Genomic DNA, 17557 nt, shown 5'->3' on the forward strand with positions numbered 1-17557 from the left:
GGCAATCACTTCGATCATTTCGGTCACTTAGATCACTTCGATCACTTCGATCGCTTCGACCAGAAGGAACGTGAGCAGCGTGAGTTTCGAGGCCAGCAGGCGACCGGGCGGGCCGGACCGTACCGCCGTCGTCCTCGATCCCCTCGTGCAGCGGCTCGTCGACGCCTCCGCGGCACCGCCGTATCTGCACCAGTTGGGTCCGGTCGACGCACGGCAGGCGCTGCTGGAGATCCAGGGCCGCGCACGCGGCGACCTCGGGGTGGAGTCGGTGTTCAGGGTGGCCCCGGTCGGCCCCTCCGGGCTCGTCGGCTTCTGGGTGTTCCGGCCCGCGCGAACGCCCGGCCCGCTGCCCATGGTCGTGTATCTGCACGGCGGGCGGTGGATGCTGGGCGACGCCTGTACCCACGCGGGCCTCATCGGCGAGCTGGCGGCCCGGAGCGGCGCGGCCCTGGTGGTGCCCGAGTACACCCGCACCCCGGAGGCCCGCTATCCGGTCGCGCTGGAGGAGTCGTACGCGGTGCTGACCTGGCTCGCCGAGGAGGCCGCGGGGCTGGGGCTGGACGGCGGGCGGATCGCGGTGGCCGGGGACTGCGCCGGGGCGACCATGGCCACCGCGCTGACGATGATGGCGAAGCAGCGGGGCGGCCCGCGCCTGCGGGCGCAGTTGCTCTACACCCCGATGACCGACCCGTACGGCGACACGCCCTCGCGGGAGCAGTTCGCGTCGGGCTATCTCCTCACCCGCGCGGCTCTGGACTGGTACTGGCGCCAGTACGCCGACGACGAGCACGAGCTGGCGGAGCCCACGGCCTCGCCGCTGCGGGCGTGCCGGGAGGACCTGGCGGGGCTGCCTCCGGCGCTGGTCGTGACGGCGGAGGCGGACGTCGTACGGGACGAGGGGGAGCTGTACGCGCGTCTGCTGCGGGAGGCGGGTGTGCCGGTGACCGCCGTGCGCTACCTCGGGACGGTGCACGACTTCGCCTCGCTGTGCGCCCTGCGGGACAGCCCGCCCACCGAGGCCGCCCTCCGGCAGGGCGGGCGCTTCCTCCGGGAGGCCCTGGCCGCCACCCGGCACTGACGGGCCGCCGCGACCGGGCGGAAGACCTGGCGGAAGGGCCGCGACCGGGCGGCAAGGGCCGCGACCCGGCGGCAGGGACGGCTCGGCTCGCCCCGCTCCGGGAAAGGGACCGTCAACATACTGATGCCTGTGCGGCGGGCCGCCTTGCAGGGTGGGTACGAGGCCGCCGACGGCGGCGCATCCGGCCCACGGAAGAGACATCATGGCCCCCGTCCCGCCCGTCCCGCCCTTCCTCGAAGCAGCCGCGCAGGCATTCGTCACCGCGACATCCACCCCTTCCTCCCGCCCGGAGCACGGCCCGGCCGGGATGCGCGAGGCCCTGGCCGGACTCCGGCCGCCCGAAGTCCCGGTGTCCGGCGCCGAGGTGACGGACCTGGTCGTGGCCGGGGGCCCGTCGAGCCGGGTGCCCGTCCGGATCGTCCGCCCGGCCGGTGCCCGGGGGCCGCTGCCCGTGGTGCTGTATCTGCCCGGCCTCGGCCTGGTGTTCGACGGTCCCGCCCCGCACGGCCGCCTCGCCGGTGAGCTGGCCGTCCGCGTCCGGGCCGCGACGGTCCTGGTCGACCACCACGGCCCCACTCCCCCGGCGCGCTACCCCGCGGCCGTCGAGGAGGTCTACGCCGTGCTGCTCTGGATCGCGCGGGAGGGCTCCGCGCACGGGCTCGACCCGGACCGGGTCGCGGTGGCCGGGGACTCGGCGGGCGGCAACCTGGCCGCCGCCGTGACACTGCTGGCCAAGTGGCGCAAGGGCCCGGACCTCGCGGCGCAACTGCTGCTGTCCCCGGTGACCGACGCGAACTTCGACACCTGTTCCTATGAGCGGTTCGCCCATGGCTACTTCCTCACCCGGGACGCGATGCGGTGGTTCTGGGACCGGTACACAGCCGATCCGGCCGACCGCGCGCAGCTCACCGCCTCGCCACTGCGGGCGGCTCCGGACGATCTGACCGGGCTGCCGCAGGCGCTGGTGGTCGTCGCCGAGGCCGAGGTCCTGCGCGACGAGGGCGAGGCGTACGCCGCGAAGCTGCGCGCCGCCGGTGTGCCGACCACGGCCGTGCGCTACCAGGGCGTCATCCATGGCTTCGCGGTGCTCGATCCGATGCGGGAGACCGTCGCGGCGGGGGCCGCGATCGGGCAGGGCTGCGAGTTCCTCAGCGAGGCCCTGCACGGCTGACCGGCCCGGGACCGCCTCCGGCCCCCGACCGGCTCGGCCCGCTCCTTTCTCCCGCCCCCGGATCACCCGGACCACCGGACCCCGGGACCGCCGGTCCCCTCGGTCCCCGGACCACCGCGATCCCCGCAACCCCCGTAATCCGCGACGAGGCTGCCCCAGCGCGCCCCGCGCGACGACGAACCAGGCAACACGGAGTATCCATGACCAAGCCGGTGATGTGTCACGCCCCGAAGAACGGCGTCGAGCGGGTACTGACCCTCTCTCCGCTCGGCGATCCCGTGGACCGGGACCCGGAGTTCCTGCATCTGGGCAGGCAGATGGACGGTTCCTCGGCGATCTCCCCCCGGGGCACACAGGTCGTCCTCCAGCCGGGCGACCTCGTCCTCTGCGACCCGGACCAGCCGCACTTCCTGCCCCTCGGGGGCGACTGCCGGGTGACGGTGTTCCGTATGTCCCTGCGCCATCTCGCGATCCCCGAGCCGGAACTCCGGGGTGTCCTCGGGGTGCGGGTGCCGGGCGGCGAGGGCATGGGCGCCCTGGTGTCGGTGTTCCTGTCCGCGCTCGCCGCCGGAACGGACGCCCTGGGGACGCGGGTCGGCGACCAGCTCGTCCGGGGTGTCCTCGACCTCGTGCCCACCCTGGTCGAGGAGCTGCACGTGCAGGAGGGCGGACGGCCGGCGGACGCCGCGTCGCCCGTCCGGGACGAGATGCTGGCGCGCATCAAGGAGTACATCGACGACCACCTCGCGGACCGCGACCTGTCGCCCACGGCCATCGCCCAGGCGCACCACATCTCCGTCCGGTATCTGCACAAGCTCTTCCAGAGCACCGGTGTGACGGTGAATCAGTGGGTGCGGCAGCGCAGGCTCCACCTCAGCAGGCGGGAACTGGGGCGGATGTCGAACCGCCGGCTGACCGTCGCCGCCGTCGCCCGCAGGTCGGGTTTCATCAGTCACGCGCACTTCAGCCGGGTGTTCCGCAACGCCTACGGCATGTCCCCCAGCGAATGGCAGACCCGCAGATGGTCGGCGCAGCACTCGCCGGTCGCGGAGGCGGGGTCCGAGGGCCGTCGCGGAGGTGTTCCGGCGGCCGGGGCGGCCGAACCCGGCGGGCCGGGGGGCGCCTCGCCCGATCCGGCCGTCACTCGCTTCCGGCCATGAGTTCGGCGACCACGCGGTCGAGGTCGAGGTGCCGGCTCTCCGTGCCCGACGGCACGAGCGTCTCCGTCTCCGCCAGGAACGCGACGACCGCGGCGGCGGCGATGTCCAGTTGGGCCGTGCCCCGGCGGGACCTGACGACGATCCGCACGGCGTTCCGGTGGCAACTGTGCCGCGGGATCACCAGGACATCCCCGGCACCCGCCGGGCGGCACATCCCCTCCGCCAGCAGGTCGCGGGCGAAGACCCAGTCCACCGGGTCGCCCGACGGCCCGCCGACCGAGACGCACACGGCGTAGGGGTCGGCCCCGCGGTACCTCAGTTCGGCGGGCAGCGGCACCGGTGGATCCGCTCTGACCACGACACGTGCCACCACCTCATGGGTGACCGAGGCGCCGGATGCGGCACCGGAGAACGGCTGAGTCATGTCTAACCCCGATCGGCGTCCTTATGGGGGGAGCAGGTACACGAACGACCCTAGGGTCAGCGGGAATCACCGCTTGCCGACGTGCGTACCGGGTGTTGTCCGCAAGGGTCCGCCGCGACGGGGTCCCGTGCTGCCGCGCGGGACCGCGGGCGAAGGCGCCCGCCGCACCTCCCCTCGACGGCCGGGCCGTTGATCGGTGTGTGCGCTGACGGAACGGTCGCGATGCGGGCACCGGCAAGAGCGGCCCGCCGATCCCCTGAAGGATGCGGTGCGGAACTCCCGATCGCGACGGAGGAAGGAATGCCGGCGCTCCCCCGGCGGCGGTCCGCCGCCCGGAGTCGGCGCCGCTCCCCGGCCGTGGTACGTCCGGCCGGTCACCCGAGACCTCTCACCCGACGACACCGCACAGACAGGGAACACATATGCCAGTCATCTCCCCGCCCCGACGCACCGGACTGCTCGCCACCGCCGTCGCGGTGGCCCTGGTCACCACGCTCGCGGGTCCGGCGACCGCCGCCGAGGCGCCGATATCGCACGTCCGGGTCGTGGCGGAGCTGAGCGCGGCGGACGGGCAGCGCCCCGAGAACATCACCCTGGAACCCGACGGCAGCGCCGTCGTCACCTTCGCCTTCAGCCGCCAGGTCGCCCGGATCGACCGCGCCGGACAGGTCGACGTCCTGGCCACCCTGCCCGCCCCGCCGGCCGGTGCGAGCACCCCCGTGCTGGCCTCGCCCTTCCTCGGCGGCATCGTCCGCACCCACGACGGGACCCTGTACTTCCTGTACGCCACCGGCACCGCCGACCTGACCGGGCTGTGGCGGCTGCGGCCGGGCGGGGCCCCGGAGCGGATCGCCGCGCTGCCCGCCGACAGCCTGCCCAACGGCCTGGCCCTGGACCGGCACGGGCGCCTGCTGTACGCCACCGACTCGGTGCTCGGCACCGTCTGGCGGATCCCCGTGGGCGGTGGCACCCCCGTCCGCTGGGCCACGGGCCCCGCACTGGAGGCGAGAGGCTTCCTGGGGGCCAACGGGGTCAAGGTGCACAACGGGGCGGTCTGGGTGTCCAACCTCGACCAGGGCACCGTGCTGCGCCTCCCGGTCACCCACCGGGGCACCGCCGGTCCCGTCGAGGTCCGGGCCACCGGTCTGGTGAACATCGACGACATCGCCTTCACCGGTTCCGGGAACACCCTGCTGGCCGCGATCAACGCGGACAACGAGGTCGCCCTGGTCCGCTCCGACGGCAGCCACCGGGTGGTGCTGAGCGGTGCCGACGGGCTCCGGAACCCGACCTCGCTCGCCGTCCGCGGCAGCAGGGTCCTCGTCGCCGGCGCCGCCTACTTCATCACCGACGACCCCAACCTGCTGACCGCGCGGATCGGTCACCGTCCATAGCAACGCCGCCGCGCAGGTCAGGAGGAAACCTGACCTGCGCGGCGGTCTGCGCGCACCGGGCCGCCCGCTCAGAACAGCCCGTTGGAGTGCGGCAGCTCCTCCGGGACGGGGACGATGATGTCCCAGTGCTCGACGATCCTGCCGTCGGCGACCCGGAACAGGTCCCAGTACGCGACCGCGACCCCGAACTCGCCCTCGGACTGCACCAGAACGAGGTCACCCTCGGCGACCACCCGGTGAATGGTCTTGTAGACGAGGCTCTTGCCCTGCTCGGCCCACTTCGCGGCGGCGGCCCCGAAGCCGTCCAGACCGTCGGCGGCCTCCGGGTTGTGCTGGTGGTAGGTCTCGGTGGAGATGTAGTCGGTCAGCACCGAGTAGTCGGCGCCCTTGAGGACCTTCTCCGCGAACTCCGTCACCAGCGCCCGGTTGGCCTCGGTCCGGTCCAGGTCGCCGGGCGCGGCCGGGCCGTCGGTCTGGGAGCGGCCGGAGGCCGTGTAGGTCACGACCGGGGTCAGCGCGTCCCAGTGCTCCGCCAGCCTGCCGTCCGCGTCGACCCGGAACAGATCGAAGGCCACCAGGGGCTGCGGCCCGAAGCCGTGGTACGTCCCGTGCAGCGCCACCAGATCACCATCGGCGATCACCCGGGCACCCTCGTAGCGGAATCCCTCCGGCAGACCCGCCACCAGTCCCCGCAGTGCCTCCGGACCGTCCGCCGCCAGGCTGCTGTGCTGACGGTAGTCAGCGGCCACCCAGCGGTCCACCGCACCCGGGTCCTTGTCCCCGAAGAGCTCCCCGGCCGCCTTGACGACAATTTCCCTGCTGCCCATCGCACTGCTCCTGTCTGCGCATATCCCGGTGACACCGTGCTCACCGGCCGCGGTCCACTCTTGTCGCGCGGGCCTTCGGGCGCACGGTAGAGTCAGGCATGCCTATGGTCGAAATGGGACATCCTCCGTCGCCGCCGCTGATCAAACGGGGCTATCGCAATCCGACCCGGCCGGGTCTGGGGCTGGAGGTGCTCACCTTCGCCGATCTCCGGCGGCGGCTGTCGGGCGGGGAGTTCCGGCGGGGACACCGGCTGGACTTCCACCACCTCACGCTGGTTCACGCGGGCGAGGGCGTCGGCACCGTCGACTTCGTCGACCGTCCCTGCCGACCGGGCACACTGCTGCACATCCGCCCCGGCCAGGTGCAGCGCCTGCCCATGACGCCGGACGGCGAACCCGCCGACCTCGATGCCACGATCGTCCTGTTCACCCCGGACTTCCCACCCCGGCTCCAGGCGACCGCCCAGGTCACCGACGACCCCTTCGGCCCGGCCTCCTGGCAGCTCGGGCCGGACGACCGCCGCCGCTTCGGCCACGCCCTGGCCGACCTGGCCGCCGAGTACGCCGACTACACCGGGCCCACCGGCCCACCCCCGTTCCCGGAGCCGGATCCGGACCTCACCAAGGAACTCCTGCGCCAGCTCCTCGCCGGGATCCTGCTGCGCATCGCGCGGCTCCCGGGCCCCGGCGACAGCGCCCCGCCCCAGTCCGCGGCGGAGCCGTACCGCCTCTTCCAGCACGAACTGGAGCGCTCCTTCGGCACACTGCGCCAGGCCCACGATCACGCCGCCCGCCTGGGGTACTCCCTCAAGACCCTCAACCGCGCCTGCCGCCGGGCCACCGGCCACACCGCCAAGCAGCTCATCGACGCCCGGGTCACCCTGGAGGCCAAGCGCCTCCTGGCCCACACCGACCTCCCCGTCGCCGCCGTCAGCCACCGCCTGGGCTTCAGCGAACCCACCAACTTCAGCAAGTTCTTCACCCGCGCGACCGGCCGCACCCCGGGTGCCTTCCGCACCGCGCAACGATGACCGTCCCGCACCGGCCGGGCCGGGGTGCGCAGCGGTCGTGGCGTGGGCGTACGGCCTGTGCGGTGTGCTCAGCAGTCGTAGCGGTGGGCGTACGGTCTGTCCGGGCAGTGGAGGCAGACGAAGAGGTACACCCCTCCCAGGTCACCCATGTCCATGCCGTGACCGATCCCGTCGGCGGACGGCCGATCGGGGGCGGCCCGGCGGTCCCTCCCCGGTGCCCCGGGGGTTCCGGGCGGTTGCCCGTCCGACGGGAACCACGGCCCGTCGACCGGCTCCGTCGCGGTGACGCTGAGCAGGTGCTCCATGCGCCGCCCGCACCCGCAGCGCGGCCACCGGGGTTCCTGGACCCAGCCCGGGTATCCGCCGGCCTTGCTCTGCACCGTCGTGGCCAGCTCGTGGTACGACAAGCCGGTCTCCGCCTCGATCTCCTCGAACCGCCCGCCGAGCCGCTGCCCGAGGTCCGGCGGCAGATCCGCGTTCGGATACTCCACGACCCGCGTCGGTGAGACCGTGCAGGGCCGGGGCAGGAACTCCTCGTCCGCCTCGCGGGGTTCCGGCGGGCGCGGCAGCACCGCGCCCCGCGCCACCGTCTCCTCGTGCCGCCAGTACACCTTCGGCAGCACGGTGGCGCCATGGCCGTCGTGGACCAGGGTGCACCACACGATCTGGAGCACGTCCGTGCCCGCCGGGAACGGCAGCTCGGGGACGTCCCGCGCGTAGAGCTGGACGACCGGCACCATCGCCACCGGTTCGGGGCCGACCGCCTCGGTGGGGGTGCGCAGCGGTTTCCAGTGCCCCGACTCGGCGCACATCGGCCAGGGCTCCCCGGCCGGCCAGAGCAACGGGCCGCCGAGGGAGCTGTCGCGCACCCCGGGTGCGCCGGCACGCGGGTACAGCAGGACCGACTCCCGGGCCAGCGGGGCCAGTTCCGGTATCCGCGACGCCATGTCGAAGGGGGGTGACGAGGGGGTGCCGGGCATGGTGGTCGCCTTCCTGGGCGGGGAGGACCGCGGTCCGGCGACGGGCGGCGAACCCGTCGGCGAACCGCCCCGATCACAGCACGGGGCTCCGCCGCACCGGTACGGGCTCCGCCCCCGGACAGGTAAGGACTCCGCCCCGGACCCGTGGAGCCGCCCCCGGCCCGGCGGGGGCGCGAGGCGGTCACGAGGCCCGCAGGCACCCCCCCGTACCGGCCCACTTGCCGCACCAGGTATCTTGCATCGCATGGAACCAGGTGATTCGACCAAGCAGGCTCGGGCGGCGGCCCAGTTGCGCAAGGGTGTCCTGGAGTACTGCGTCCTCGCCCTGATGCGGGACCGCCCTCGCTACGGTGTGGAGCTGCTGCACGCCCTGGAGGACTCCGGCGCCCTGGCCACCAGCCAGGGCACGGTCTACCCGCTGCTGTCCCGGCTCCGCCGCGACGACCTCGTCACCACCACCTGGCAGGAGTCCGCCTCCGGACCGCCCCGCCGCTACTACGCGCTCACCGACAGCGGCCGGACCGCGCTCGACGACTTCACCCGCGTCTGGCCCGGCTTCCGCGACACCGTCGACGCCTTTCTGACCGACCCGCACACCTCCACCGGAGACCTCGCATGAAGACCTCTGCCGATCCCGTCCGCGACTACCTCACCGCCGTCGAGCGGGAGGCCACCGCCCTCCCCGCCGACCGCCGTCAGGAGCTGCTCGCCGACCTCGCCGAGCACATCGAGGTGACCCGCGCCGAACGCCCCTCCGCCGCCGTCGGCGAGATACTCGCGGAGCTGGGCGACCCCCGGACGATCGCGGCGACGGCGCTGGCCGAGGCCGGGAGCGGGACCGCGGTCGCGCCGGGGAGCGCGCGCGTCCGGCGCGGCAAGGTGCACCCCCTGGTCCCGCTGCTGATGCTGGCCCTCTCCATGCCCTTCACGATGCTCTTCTCCCTCGGCCCGGACGCGGCGTTCAACCCCGGCCCGGTGTTCGGGGTGCTGTTCCGTCTCACCGGTGTGGTGCTGCTCTGCACCTCGGTGCACTGGACGGCCGTCCAGAAGACCACGGGCGTCCTGCTCACCTTCGTCGTGCCGACCACCTTCTTCATCACCTGGAACCTGATCTCGGGCCATGCCGTCCCGGAGATCCCGGCCCTGCTGGGCAATCTGGGCAGCCTCGCCCTGATCGTCGGCACGACGGTCTGGCTGTGGCGGACCCGCCGCGCCTGAGGCGGCGAGGGCGATGGGCGACACCTCATCGCGCAACGGCGACCGCCGACCCCTCGCCGCCCCCCCCTCGTCCCGCAAGGGCGACCGCCCGCCCTCAGCGCGCGGCGGCGCGCGGCAGGACCCGTAGCGCTACCAGGCCCAGGGCGAGATGCAGCAGCCCGGCGACCGCCGCGGCCACGCGCATCCCGGTGACGAACGCCGACCTGGCGTCGTCGGCCGCCCGCTCCGTCAGGCCGGGGAGGCCGAGGGTCTCGTCCAGGGTGGGGGCGAGGTCGGGGCCCGAGAGCCGGAACACCAGCGCGGCGAGCGAGCCGAGCAGGGCGATGCCGAGCGCGTTGCCGATCTCGTTGCTGGTCTCGGCGAGGGCGCCCGCCGAACCCGCCCGCTCCGGCGGGACCGCGCCCACCGCGGTGTCGGCGACGACGGCGAACGAGATGCCGTACCCGAGTCCCGCGACGACCGTGGAGGCGATGTACCAGCCGATCCCGCCCGCGACGGCGGCGGGCAGGAGCAGGAGCATCCCGGCGGCGATGGTGAAGTGGGAGGCGAGCAGCGCGGTCCGCTTGCCGACGCGTTCGACCAGGGCCGGGGTCACGATGCAGGTCACGGTGAGGACGACGGCGCCGGGCAGGGCCAGCGCGGCGGCCCGGAGCACGGGGATGTCATGGACGGACTGGAGGTAGACACCGGCCAGATAGGCGGTGGCCGACCAGGCGGCCAGCGGCAGCAGCCCGGTGATCACGGCGACGCTGAAGACCCGGTCACGGAAGAGGGAGAAGTCGATCAGCGGCTGCTCCAGCCGCCGCTGCCGGGCGCCGAACCAGCCCAGTACGGCCACTCCCGCGAGCCCGGTGACGACCGCCGGCACCGTCACGCCCTCGGTCGCCGTGTGCTTGAGTCCGTAGATGGTGAGCAGCAGGCCGAGCGCCGAGGTGAGCACGCTGGGGAGGTCGACGCGTCCGGCGCGGTCGGTGGCCCGCACCTCGCGCAGCAGCAGGGGCGCGCCGCACAGGAACAGGGCGATGACGGGGAGGTTGACCAGGAACACCGATCCCCACCAGAAGCGCTCCAGCAGGACCCCGCCGATGACCGGCCCGATCGCGAACCCGGCGGCGAAGGCGGCGGCGAAGATCCCGATGGCCCGGGCCCGCTGCCGGGCGTCGGTGAACAGTTCGCTGAGCACGGCGAGGGCGGACGGCAGCAGGGTGGCGCCCGCGATGCCCATCACGGCGCGGGCCGCGATGAGGAGTTCCGGCGTCGGGGCGAACGCGGCGCCCGCCGAGGCGAGCCCGAAGAAGACGGCGCCGGTCATGAGGAGCCGGAGACGGCCGTAGCGGTCGCCGAGGTTGCCGAACGCGATGAGCAGGGAGCCGACGGCGAAGCCGTAGATGTCCAGTATCCAGAGTGCCTGGTCGGCGCTGGGGGCGAGGGCCTGGCTGACCCGGGGCATGGCGAGGAACAGGATCGAGCCGTCCATCGCGACCAGCAGCACGGGCCCGAGGACCACCAGCAGCCCGAGCCAGGCCCGGACATCGGTGGTGCGTGAGGTGGTGGTGGGGTGTGTCATGCCGTTCACCCTCGGGGGCGCGCCGCCCGCCAGCCAGCCATCCGCCGTGGGTACACCTCACAGGTACACCCGGCGCGGGCCGGTGGTTGTCTAGGCTCGTCCCCATGGAGAACCTCGGAGCGTTCCTGAAGAGCCGCCGTGACCGGATCACCCCCGACCAGATCGGGTTCCGCACCTATGGCACGGTCCGCCGCGTTCCGGGGCTGCGCCGTGAGGAGCTGGCGCATCTGGCGGGAGTCAGCGCCGGCTACTACACCCGGCTCGAACAGGGCATCGCCGAGAGCGCGTCCGACCAGGTCCTCGGCGCGCTGGCGCGCGTCCTGGAACTGGACGACGTGGAGACCGCCCACCTGCGCAATCTGGCCCGCCAGCCGACCCGCCCCGGTCTGGCCGAACCGCCCCCCGAGGAACCCCATCCCCGGGTCCTCGCCCTGCTCGCGTCACTCGCCGAGACGACCCCGGCGATCCTGCTGGGGCGGCGCGGAGACGTCCTCGCCTGGAACCGCACCGGTCACACCCTGCTCGCCGAGCACCTCGACTTCACGGCACCCCACGACCCGGACACCCGCCCCTCGATCCCGAGGATGTTCTTCCTCGACCCCCTCACCGAGCATCTGCACAGCAATTGGGAGGAGCTGGCCCGGATCCATGTCGCCTATCTCCGCCTCACCGCCGGGCGTTTCCCGACGGATGCCCGGCTGGCGAACCTGATCGGTGAACTCACCATGGGCAGTGACCGGTTCGCCGCGATGTGGGCGAGCGGTGACGTCGCCGACTGCACCACCGGCGACATGCGGCTGCGCCATCCCACCATCGGAGCGCTGGACATCGCCTATCAGGTCTGGCTCCAGCCGGACAGCCCCGATCACCGCCTGGAGATCTACACCCCCAACGACCCTTCGTCGGCCGACGCGCTGAGGATCCTGGCGCAGCGGGCGGCGGATGCGGCCCCGGGCGTCCACGGGTCGTCCGCGCGTGCGCACCGGGCCGGAGGCGGAGGCGCTGGCGCTGGCGGGGAGCGTTGAGAACGGGCGCGGAGCCGAACGGCTTCCGGGTGCCGCACATGAACCGTCGGCGGTGCGCCGCGCGGCCCCGTCGCCAGCACACCGGAACGGTGCCCGCCCGGCCGGTCTGCGACGCGGCCCAGGACAGCAGCCCGTCCGCAGTGAACTCGTCGGCAGTCGCCGGGCCCGGCCCGATCGCCTCCCGCTCCGGCGTCGGAGCGGGAGGCGGGTCCGGGCGGCTCAGCCCGTGAACGCCTCGATCAGGGTCCAGATCGCGAGACCGGCCATGCACAGCGCGCCGATCCGCTGCACCGTGCGCAGCGGGACCCGCTTGGCGATGAAGCGGCCCGCGAGCAGTGCCAGGGCGGAGACGGACATCAGGGCGGCGGCGGAGCCGATGGCCGTGGGCAGCCAGCCGTTGGTCGCGGCCAGGTTCGCGGTGGTGATCTGGGTCAGGTCGCCCCACTCGCTGATGAAGACGGCCATGAACGCGGTCGTGTAGACGGGCCAGAATCCGGTGATCGTCTTCGCCCCGGCCTCGTCATCGTCGTCGTCGCCCGCGCCCCGCAGCAGGACGAACGCGCCGAACGCGAACAGGGCGGCCGAGACCAGTTTCACCGCCATGTTCGGCAGCATGCTGAGGAGGCTTCCGGCGCCCACGGCGATGGCGACATGCACGATGAAGGCCGTGGACGTCCCGAACCACACATAGAGCGGGCGCATGCGCGTGCCCATGGCCAGGGACGCGAACATCGTCTTGTCGGGGAGTTCGGCGAGGAAGATCAGCCCGAAGGCGGTGAGGATCGCCACTGGGTCGAGAGTCATCCCGGTGCTTTCTGCTGGGGCCGGGCCGAAGGGCTCGTACGACACCCGGGCGGGCGACGGGAAACCGATTCGGCCCGGCACGACGGATCGGTCCCCACCGGTGTGAGGACACGGGTCATGCAAGGCCGAAGGTCTCGTCCGCCGCAGCGCTGCGCGCCGGGCCCGATGGCCGGGAAAACGCCCTGGTGGGACGCCGTCCAGTATGTCGACCAGCGGTATTGCGGGACTACTCCCCTTCGCTGCCTCCAGTGTAGACACCCTGTTCGGAGGTGGTAAGGCGGGGGGTGGGTGGGGGATGTCACTCGGGGGTGTTTTTGCGCCGGGGGGTGGTCGGTCCGGGGGTGGGTGGATGGGGGGTGGGTGGGGCCGGGAGCGGGTGGGGCCGGGTCCGGGTGGGGCCGGGAGCGGGTGGGGCCGGGAGCGGGAACGGCTGCGGGGAGACGGCCGCTGCGGTCGTCTCCCCGCTGGGGACGCGGTCCCCACACACGCTGTCGGCATCAACCGTCAGCGCCGGTTCTCAGCAGTGGGCCGGGTGCAGCCGGGGGGCCGGATGCGGGTGGCTGTGCCGCGGGCTCTCCGCCGTGGCCCCGGGGGCGGTGGGGCGGGGGCCGCCGATGCCCGGGGCGGCCTCGCTGCGTGCCCTGTCTTCGGCGCCGCGCGGGCCGTGCGAGCCGTGCGGGGCCTGCGGGGCCTGCGTGCCCTGCGCACCCCGCACGCTCCGGGTACTCCGCGTGCTCCGCGCCGATGTGGTCCGGGTCGTAGCCGTCCGGGTCGAGGTCCTCCGGGTCGTGGCGGCCCGGGTGGAGGCCCTCCCGGTCGCGGTGGCCGGAGCGGCGGCCCTCCCGGTCGTGGCGGCCGGGGCCGAAGCCCTGCCGGTCGTGGTGGTCCGGGTCGACGAGCCCGTCCGCCTCGCACCGGCACGCCCCGCAGTCGCCCGCGCCACCGTGGCCCGCACCGACCCCACCGACCCCACCGACCCCACCTGCCCGACCTGCCCGACCTGCCCGACCGGGGCAGCCTGCCCCACCGGCGCGACCTCCCCGACCTGCTCGACCGGCGTCCCCGGCGTCCCCGATGTCCCCGGCGCCGACTCGGCCCGTTCCGTCGTCTCCCCCGTCCGCCACAGCCGCACCGCCCCCAGCGAGGCCCCGAGGGCGATGGCGCCCAGGGTGATCGCGGCCGTCCGGAGCCCGGCTCCCGCGCCCAGCCAGCCGGCCAGCGGGTACGTCACCAGCCAGGCGACGTGGGAGAGGGAGAACTGGGCGGCGAAGACCGACGCGCGCTGGTCGGCCGGTGCCGAGCGGCGGATCAGGCGCCCGGACGGGGTCAGGACCATCGAGTTCGCGGCGCCGAACGCGGCCCAGACCGCCAGCAGGGCGGGCCAGCGCCAGCCGCCGCCGGTCGCGGAGGTGACGACGGTCAGTGCGGCGAAGACCAGGCCGAGGAGCAGCGCCCCGCGCAGCATCACCGTACGGTCCGGCATCCGGTCCAGGACGCGGGGGAGGATGAGGGCCACGATCATGGAGCCCGCCCCGTACGCGCCGAGCGCGAGCGGTACCGCTCCGGCCGACAGGCCCAGGAACTCCCGTACGTAGATGACCGTGTTGACGACGACCATCGCGCTCGCGGCGGCGACGGCCAGGTTGAGGGCGAGCAGGGCCCGCAGTCGCGGGACGGTGAAGAAGAGACGGGCGCCGGCCGTCGCCTTGGCGTAGGCGCTGCCCCGGCCGGAGGCGGACCGCTCGGCGGGTGCCGGGAGGCGCTTCGGGAGGGCCACCGAGAGGACGAGCACTCCGGAGGCGACGAAGCCGACCATCGTGCCGGTGAAGAGCCAGTTGTAGGTGATGACCGAGAGCAGGGCCGCCGCGAGCGCCGGGGAGAACAGGCTCTCCAGGTCGTAGGCGAGCCGGGACATGGAGAGCGCCTGGGTGTACTCGCGCTCCTCGGGCAGGACGTCGGGGATGACCGCCTGGAAGGTCGGGGTGAAGGCGGCGGACGCGGACTGGAGCAGGAAGACCAGTACATAGACCTGCCAGACCTGGTCCACGAAGGGAAGGAAGAGCGCGACCCCGGCCCGGGTGAGGTCGGCGGTGACCATCAGGGTCCGGCGCGGCAGCTTGTCGGCGAGGGCGCCGATCACGGGGGCGATGGTCACATAGGCCACCATCTTGATCGCGAGGGCGGTGCCGAGAACCGAGCCCGCGTCGGCGCCGGCGAGGTCGTAGGCCAGCAGCCCGAGGGCGACGGTGGCCAGGCCGGTGCCGATGAGGGCGATGACCTGGGCGGCGAAGAGGTTGCGGTAGATGCGGTTGCGGAGGATGGCGAACATACGGGCGGCTCCGGGGGTGTCGTTCCGGCTGCTGAGGCGAGTATAACCTTCATGTGCGCAGATGCGCACATGAAGGTGAATGTGATCCACAGCACACTCATGGCCCGCAGCGGGCCGCCCCCGGGGCACCCGGGGCTCTACCCTTGCCGTATGTCCGAGAGCCAGTCCCTCCCCGCTGTGATCCATGAGCATGTGCTGACGCCCGACAGCGCCCGACTCGCGGAGGCGACCGGTGTGTTCGCGATGCTCGCCGACCCGACCCGGCTGCATCTGATCTGGCTGCTCGCCCAGGGCGAGGCGGACGTCGGCACCCTCACCGAGCGCACCGACGCCTCCCGTACGGCCGTCAGCCAGCACCTCGGCAAGCTCCGCCTCGCCGGACTGGTCGACACCCGCCGCGAGGGCCGGCACATCTACTACCGCCTCCGGGACGGGCATCTGCGGCGCCTGGTCGTGGAGGCGCTCAGCCACGCCGACCACCGCGTCAGCGGCGAGGCCGTGCACGACTGACACCCGCCCCGCCCCGACCCCGCCGGTCGTCTCCTCCGCCGCCGGGCCCGCATAGGCTGCACCGAGGACGGACGGGCCGACGGGCCCGCCGCCGCACGGAACGACGGCCGGAGAAAGAGCGGTGCCCACCATGACCGACGAGCGGCACCCCCTCACCGGGGCGCCGGACCGGATGCCGCCCGGCCAGCGCCATGTCCACGGCTGGCCCGTCTCGCACTACGGCCCGGTCCCCCGCTTCCGCCCCGAGCGCTGGAACCTCCGGGTCTTCGGCGCCACCGCCTCCGGCGAGGTGCGGGAGTGGACCTTCGACGAACTGTCCGGCCTCCCCCGCACCACCGTCGTCGCCGACCACCACTGCGCGAGCGGACCCACCTCCAGCGGGCACGAGTGGTACGGCATCCCCGCCGCCACCGTCCTGGACCTGGTCCCGCCCGCGCCCGGGGTCACCCATGTGATGGCCTGGGCCGAGTACGGCTACTCCGCCAATCTGCGGCTGCGCGACTTCACCGACCCGCACACCCTGATGGCCACCCACCACAACGGCGAGCCCCTCACCGCCGAGCACGGCTTCCCGCTGCGGCTGGTGGTGCCCCATCTGTTCGGCTACAAGGGCCCCAAGTGGCTGCGCGGCATCGAGTACATGACCGCCGACCGGCGCGGCTTCTGGGAGGAGCGCGGTTACCACAACCTCGCCGATCCCTGGAAGCAGCAGCGCCACTCCTATCAGGAGGACCAGGAGGATCAGCAGGACCAGGAAGAGGGCGGGGCGCCGGTCTCCCCCTGATCCGGGGTCACGGCCACAGCCGGTGCCGCTCCCAAGGACCTCGCGGATCGGGGCGCTCGTAGCGCAGCCGCTCGTGGAGGCGGTCCTTGTCCGCCTGCCAGAACTCGATCGCGGTCGGTGCGAGGGTGTAGAGGGTCCAGTCGGGACTGACCAGGCCGGGGTCCGACGCGATCCGGGCGAGGGCCTCGCGCAGGGCGGACGCGCGTTCCTCGGGGCCGGTCAGATGGCGGCTCTGGCGGCCGATCAGCGCCTCGGCGCGGGCCGTCGTGGCACGGGCGAGCAGATCGGCGGCGCTCTGTTCGGCGGGCGCGGGCCCGACCGGGCCGCGCAGCCGGACCTGGCGGCCCAGCGGGGGCCAGTAGAAGGTGAGGGCCGCGCCGGGCCGCCGGGCGAGCTGGCGCCCCTTGGGGCTGCTGCCGTGCACGGCGAACTGCCAGCCGTCGTCGTCCACGTTCTTGAGGATCAGCACCCGGGCGTCCGGGAGGCCGTCCTCGCCCACCGTCGACAGTGTCATGGCGTGCGGGTCGGGCACCCCGGCCGCGACCGCCGCGCGCAGCCAGTCGAGGAACAGGGCGACCGGGTCTGCGGGCGCCGAGGCGGGGTCGAACCCGGCGAGGGGACCGGCGAAGACCTCCAGGCCCCGCAGCCACTGCCGTATGTCCTCCTCGGTGTCGGCCGGCCGGCGCGCGCCGGGGGCCGGTCGCGGGCGCTCCAGGTAGACCCAGGCGCGCAGGCCCGATTCCAGGGTGACCTGGGTGCGGACGTAGTCGTCGACCTCGTAGGAGTCGGCCAGGGCGAGGTCGGCCTCGCCGACCGGGAAGACCTGGCCCTCGACCGCGTCCGCCGGATCGGCCGAGGGCACGACGAGGGGATGCCGGTCGGTGCCGCTGGCCTCGATCACGGCCGGGTCGGTGATCAGGACGCTGGTCGTGCGGTGGCCGGGCAGCCGGTCCGGGCGCCCCTCCAGCAGCCGCCCGAACTGGGAGAGCTGCACCTGCGGCAGTTGCAGCGTGCCGTAGGAGAAGAGGTGCTGGGGGCTCTCCCCGGGCTCGGGCCGTCCGTCGGACGACGGCGTCTGGCTCACGGTGTCTCCTTCGCTCGCGGTGTGTCCTTCGCTGACGCGTCGCGCGGGCGTACGGTCCGGTCCCGCCCCCGGCGTCGCGTCGATTCTCCCCGACGGGAGCCCGGCGGGGCCGGGACCCCGGGCCGGGGGGATCGAGGAGGACGGGGAGCCGGGTCACGCCGCCGATGAGGG

General features: G+C 73.6%; 17 protein-coding genes. 10 read left to right on the top strand and 7 right to left on the bottom strand.

Going from position 1 to position 17557, the window contains the following annotated elements; all coding sequences use genetic code 11:
- The first annotated feature begins 79 nt into the window (after positions 1-79).
- From AB0O01_RS01810 to AB0O01_RS01820, 3 genes are all read left to right on the top strand, one after another.
- Positions 80-1078 carry an alpha/beta hydrolase gene (locus AB0O01_RS01810; protein WP_365309912.1) on the top strand — a complete coding sequence of 333 codons (999 nt, stop codon included), beginning with the start codon at positions 80-82 and terminating at the stop codon, positions 1076-1078.
- Positions 1079-1280: 202 nt separating this feature from the next.
- On the top strand, positions 1281-2249 hold the full coding sequence (locus tag AB0O01_RS01815; RefSeq protein WP_365309914.1) for an alpha/beta hydrolase fold domain-containing protein: 969 nt from the start codon (positions 1281-1283) through the stop codon (positions 2247-2249).
- Positions 2250-2449: 200 nt separating this feature from the next.
- A complete protein-coding gene (locus AB0O01_RS01820; RefSeq protein WP_365309916.1) occupies positions 2450-3409 on the top strand; it encodes an AraC family transcriptional regulator in 960 nt (319 codons plus the stop codon).
- On the opposite strand, the gene AB0O01_RS01825 is transcribed toward AB0O01_RS01820, so the two are convergent.
- Positions 3390-3833, bottom strand: a complete 444-nt coding sequence (locus AB0O01_RS01825) for an SsgA family sporulation/cell division regulator (protein ID WP_365309918.1) — start codon at positions 3831-3833, stop codon at positions 3390-3392. The two genes, AB0O01_RS01820 and AB0O01_RS01825, sit on opposite strands and share 20 nt — an antisense overlap.
- A gap of 422 nt (positions 3834-4255) precedes the next feature.
- On the opposite strand from AB0O01_RS01825, the gene AB0O01_RS01830 reads away from it, so the two are divergent.
- On the top strand, positions 4256-5227 hold the full coding sequence (locus tag AB0O01_RS01830; RefSeq protein WP_365309920.1) for a hypothetical protein: 972 nt from the start codon (positions 4256-4258) through the stop codon (positions 5225-5227).
- A gap of 68 nt (positions 5228-5295) precedes the next feature.
- Here the strand turns inward: AB0O01_RS01830 and AB0O01_RS01835 are convergent, their stop codons facing one another.
- Complete coding sequence (locus tag AB0O01_RS01835) at positions 5296-6054, bottom strand: nuclear transport factor 2 family protein (RefSeq protein ID WP_365309922.1); 759 nt, start codon at positions 6052-6054, stop codon at positions 5296-5298.
- A 98-nt stretch (positions 6055-6152) separates the two neighbouring features.
- Between AB0O01_RS01835 and AB0O01_RS01840 the strand changes: the two genes are divergently transcribed.
- Positions 6153-7085, top strand: a complete 933-nt coding sequence (locus AB0O01_RS01840; RefSeq protein WP_365309924.1) for a helix-turn-helix domain-containing protein — start codon at positions 6153-6155, stop codon at positions 7083-7085.
- Positions 7086-7153: 68 nt separating this feature from the next.
- On the opposite strand, the gene AB0O01_RS01845 is transcribed toward AB0O01_RS01840, so the two are convergent.
- Positions 7154-8065, bottom strand: a complete 912-nt coding sequence (locus AB0O01_RS01845) for a hypothetical protein (RefSeq protein ID WP_365309926.1) — start codon at positions 8063-8065, stop codon at positions 7154-7156.
- 244 nt (positions 8066-8309) lie between these two features.
- On the opposite strand from AB0O01_RS01845, the gene AB0O01_RS01850 reads away from it, so the two are divergent.
- A complete protein-coding gene (locus tag AB0O01_RS01850; protein ID WP_365309928.1) occupies positions 8310-8684 on the top strand; it encodes a PadR family transcriptional regulator in 375 nt (124 codons plus the stop codon).
- A complete protein-coding gene (locus AB0O01_RS01855; RefSeq protein WP_365309930.1) occupies positions 8681-9283 on the top strand; it encodes a hypothetical protein in 603 nt (200 codons plus the stop codon). Before AB0O01_RS01850 ends, AB0O01_RS01855 begins: the two co-directional genes overlap by 4 nt.
- Positions 9284-9377: 94 nt before the next feature.
- On the opposite strand, the gene AB0O01_RS01860 is transcribed toward AB0O01_RS01855, so the two are convergent.
- Positions 9378-10850 carry an MFS transporter gene (locus tag AB0O01_RS01860; RefSeq protein ID WP_365309932.1) on the bottom strand — a complete coding sequence of 491 codons (1473 nt, stop codon included), beginning with the start codon at positions 10848-10850 and terminating at the stop codon, positions 9378-9380.
- Between the two features lie 104 nt (positions 10851-10954).
- Here AB0O01_RS01860 and AB0O01_RS01865 point away from each other — a divergent pair, with 104 nt between their 5' ends.
- Entirely contained in the window at positions 10955-11875 is a 921-nt protein-coding gene (locus tag AB0O01_RS01865; protein WP_365309934.1) for a helix-turn-helix transcriptional regulator, read from the top strand.
- A gap of 219 nt (positions 11876-12094) precedes the next feature.
- Here AB0O01_RS01865 and AB0O01_RS01870 read toward each other — a convergent pair whose 3' ends face one another.
- Together AB0O01_RS01870 and AB0O01_RS01875 are read right to left on the bottom strand one after the other, a co-directional pair.
- Positions 12095-12679 carry a TMEM165/GDT1 family protein gene (locus tag AB0O01_RS01870; RefSeq protein ID WP_365309937.1) on the bottom strand — a complete coding sequence of 195 codons (585 nt, stop codon included), beginning with the start codon at positions 12677-12679 and terminating at the stop codon, positions 12095-12097.
- Positions 12680-13196: 517 nt separating this feature from the next.
- The gene (locus AB0O01_RS01875; RefSeq protein WP_365309939.1) at positions 13197-15008 is read right to left on the bottom strand and encodes an MFS transporter; all 1812 of its coding nucleotides are present in this window, start codon (positions 15006-15008) and stop codon (positions 13197-13199) included.
- 150 nt (positions 15009-15158) lie between these two features.
- Here AB0O01_RS01875 and AB0O01_RS01880 point away from each other — a divergent pair, with 150 nt between their 5' ends.
- Positions 15159-15518, top strand: coding sequence for a metalloregulator ArsR/SmtB family transcription factor (locus AB0O01_RS01880; protein ID WP_365309942.1), 360 nt, complete (start codon positions 15159-15161; stop codon positions 15516-15518).
- 130 nt (positions 15519-15648) lie between these two features.
- Positions 15649-16302 carry a molybdopterin-dependent oxidoreductase gene (locus tag AB0O01_RS01885; RefSeq protein ID WP_365309944.1) on the top strand — a complete coding sequence of 218 codons (654 nt, stop codon included), beginning with the start codon at positions 15649-15651 and terminating at the stop codon, positions 16300-16302.
- A 7-nt stretch (positions 16303-16309) separates the two neighbouring features.
- On the opposite strand, the gene AB0O01_RS01890 is transcribed toward AB0O01_RS01885, so the two are convergent.
- Positions 16310-17386 carry a pyridoxal 5'-phosphate synthase gene (locus AB0O01_RS01890; RefSeq protein ID WP_365309946.1) on the bottom strand — a complete coding sequence of 359 codons (1077 nt, stop codon included), beginning with the start codon at positions 17384-17386 and terminating at the stop codon, positions 16310-16312.
- Between the last annotated feature and the right edge of the window lie 171 nt (positions 17387-17557).

Source organism: Streptomyces sp. NPDC093252 (genome assembly GCF_040683675.1).
In the GTDB taxonomy this organism is placed as follows: Bacteria; Actinomycetota; Actinomycetes; order Streptomycetales; family Streptomycetaceae; genus Streptomyces.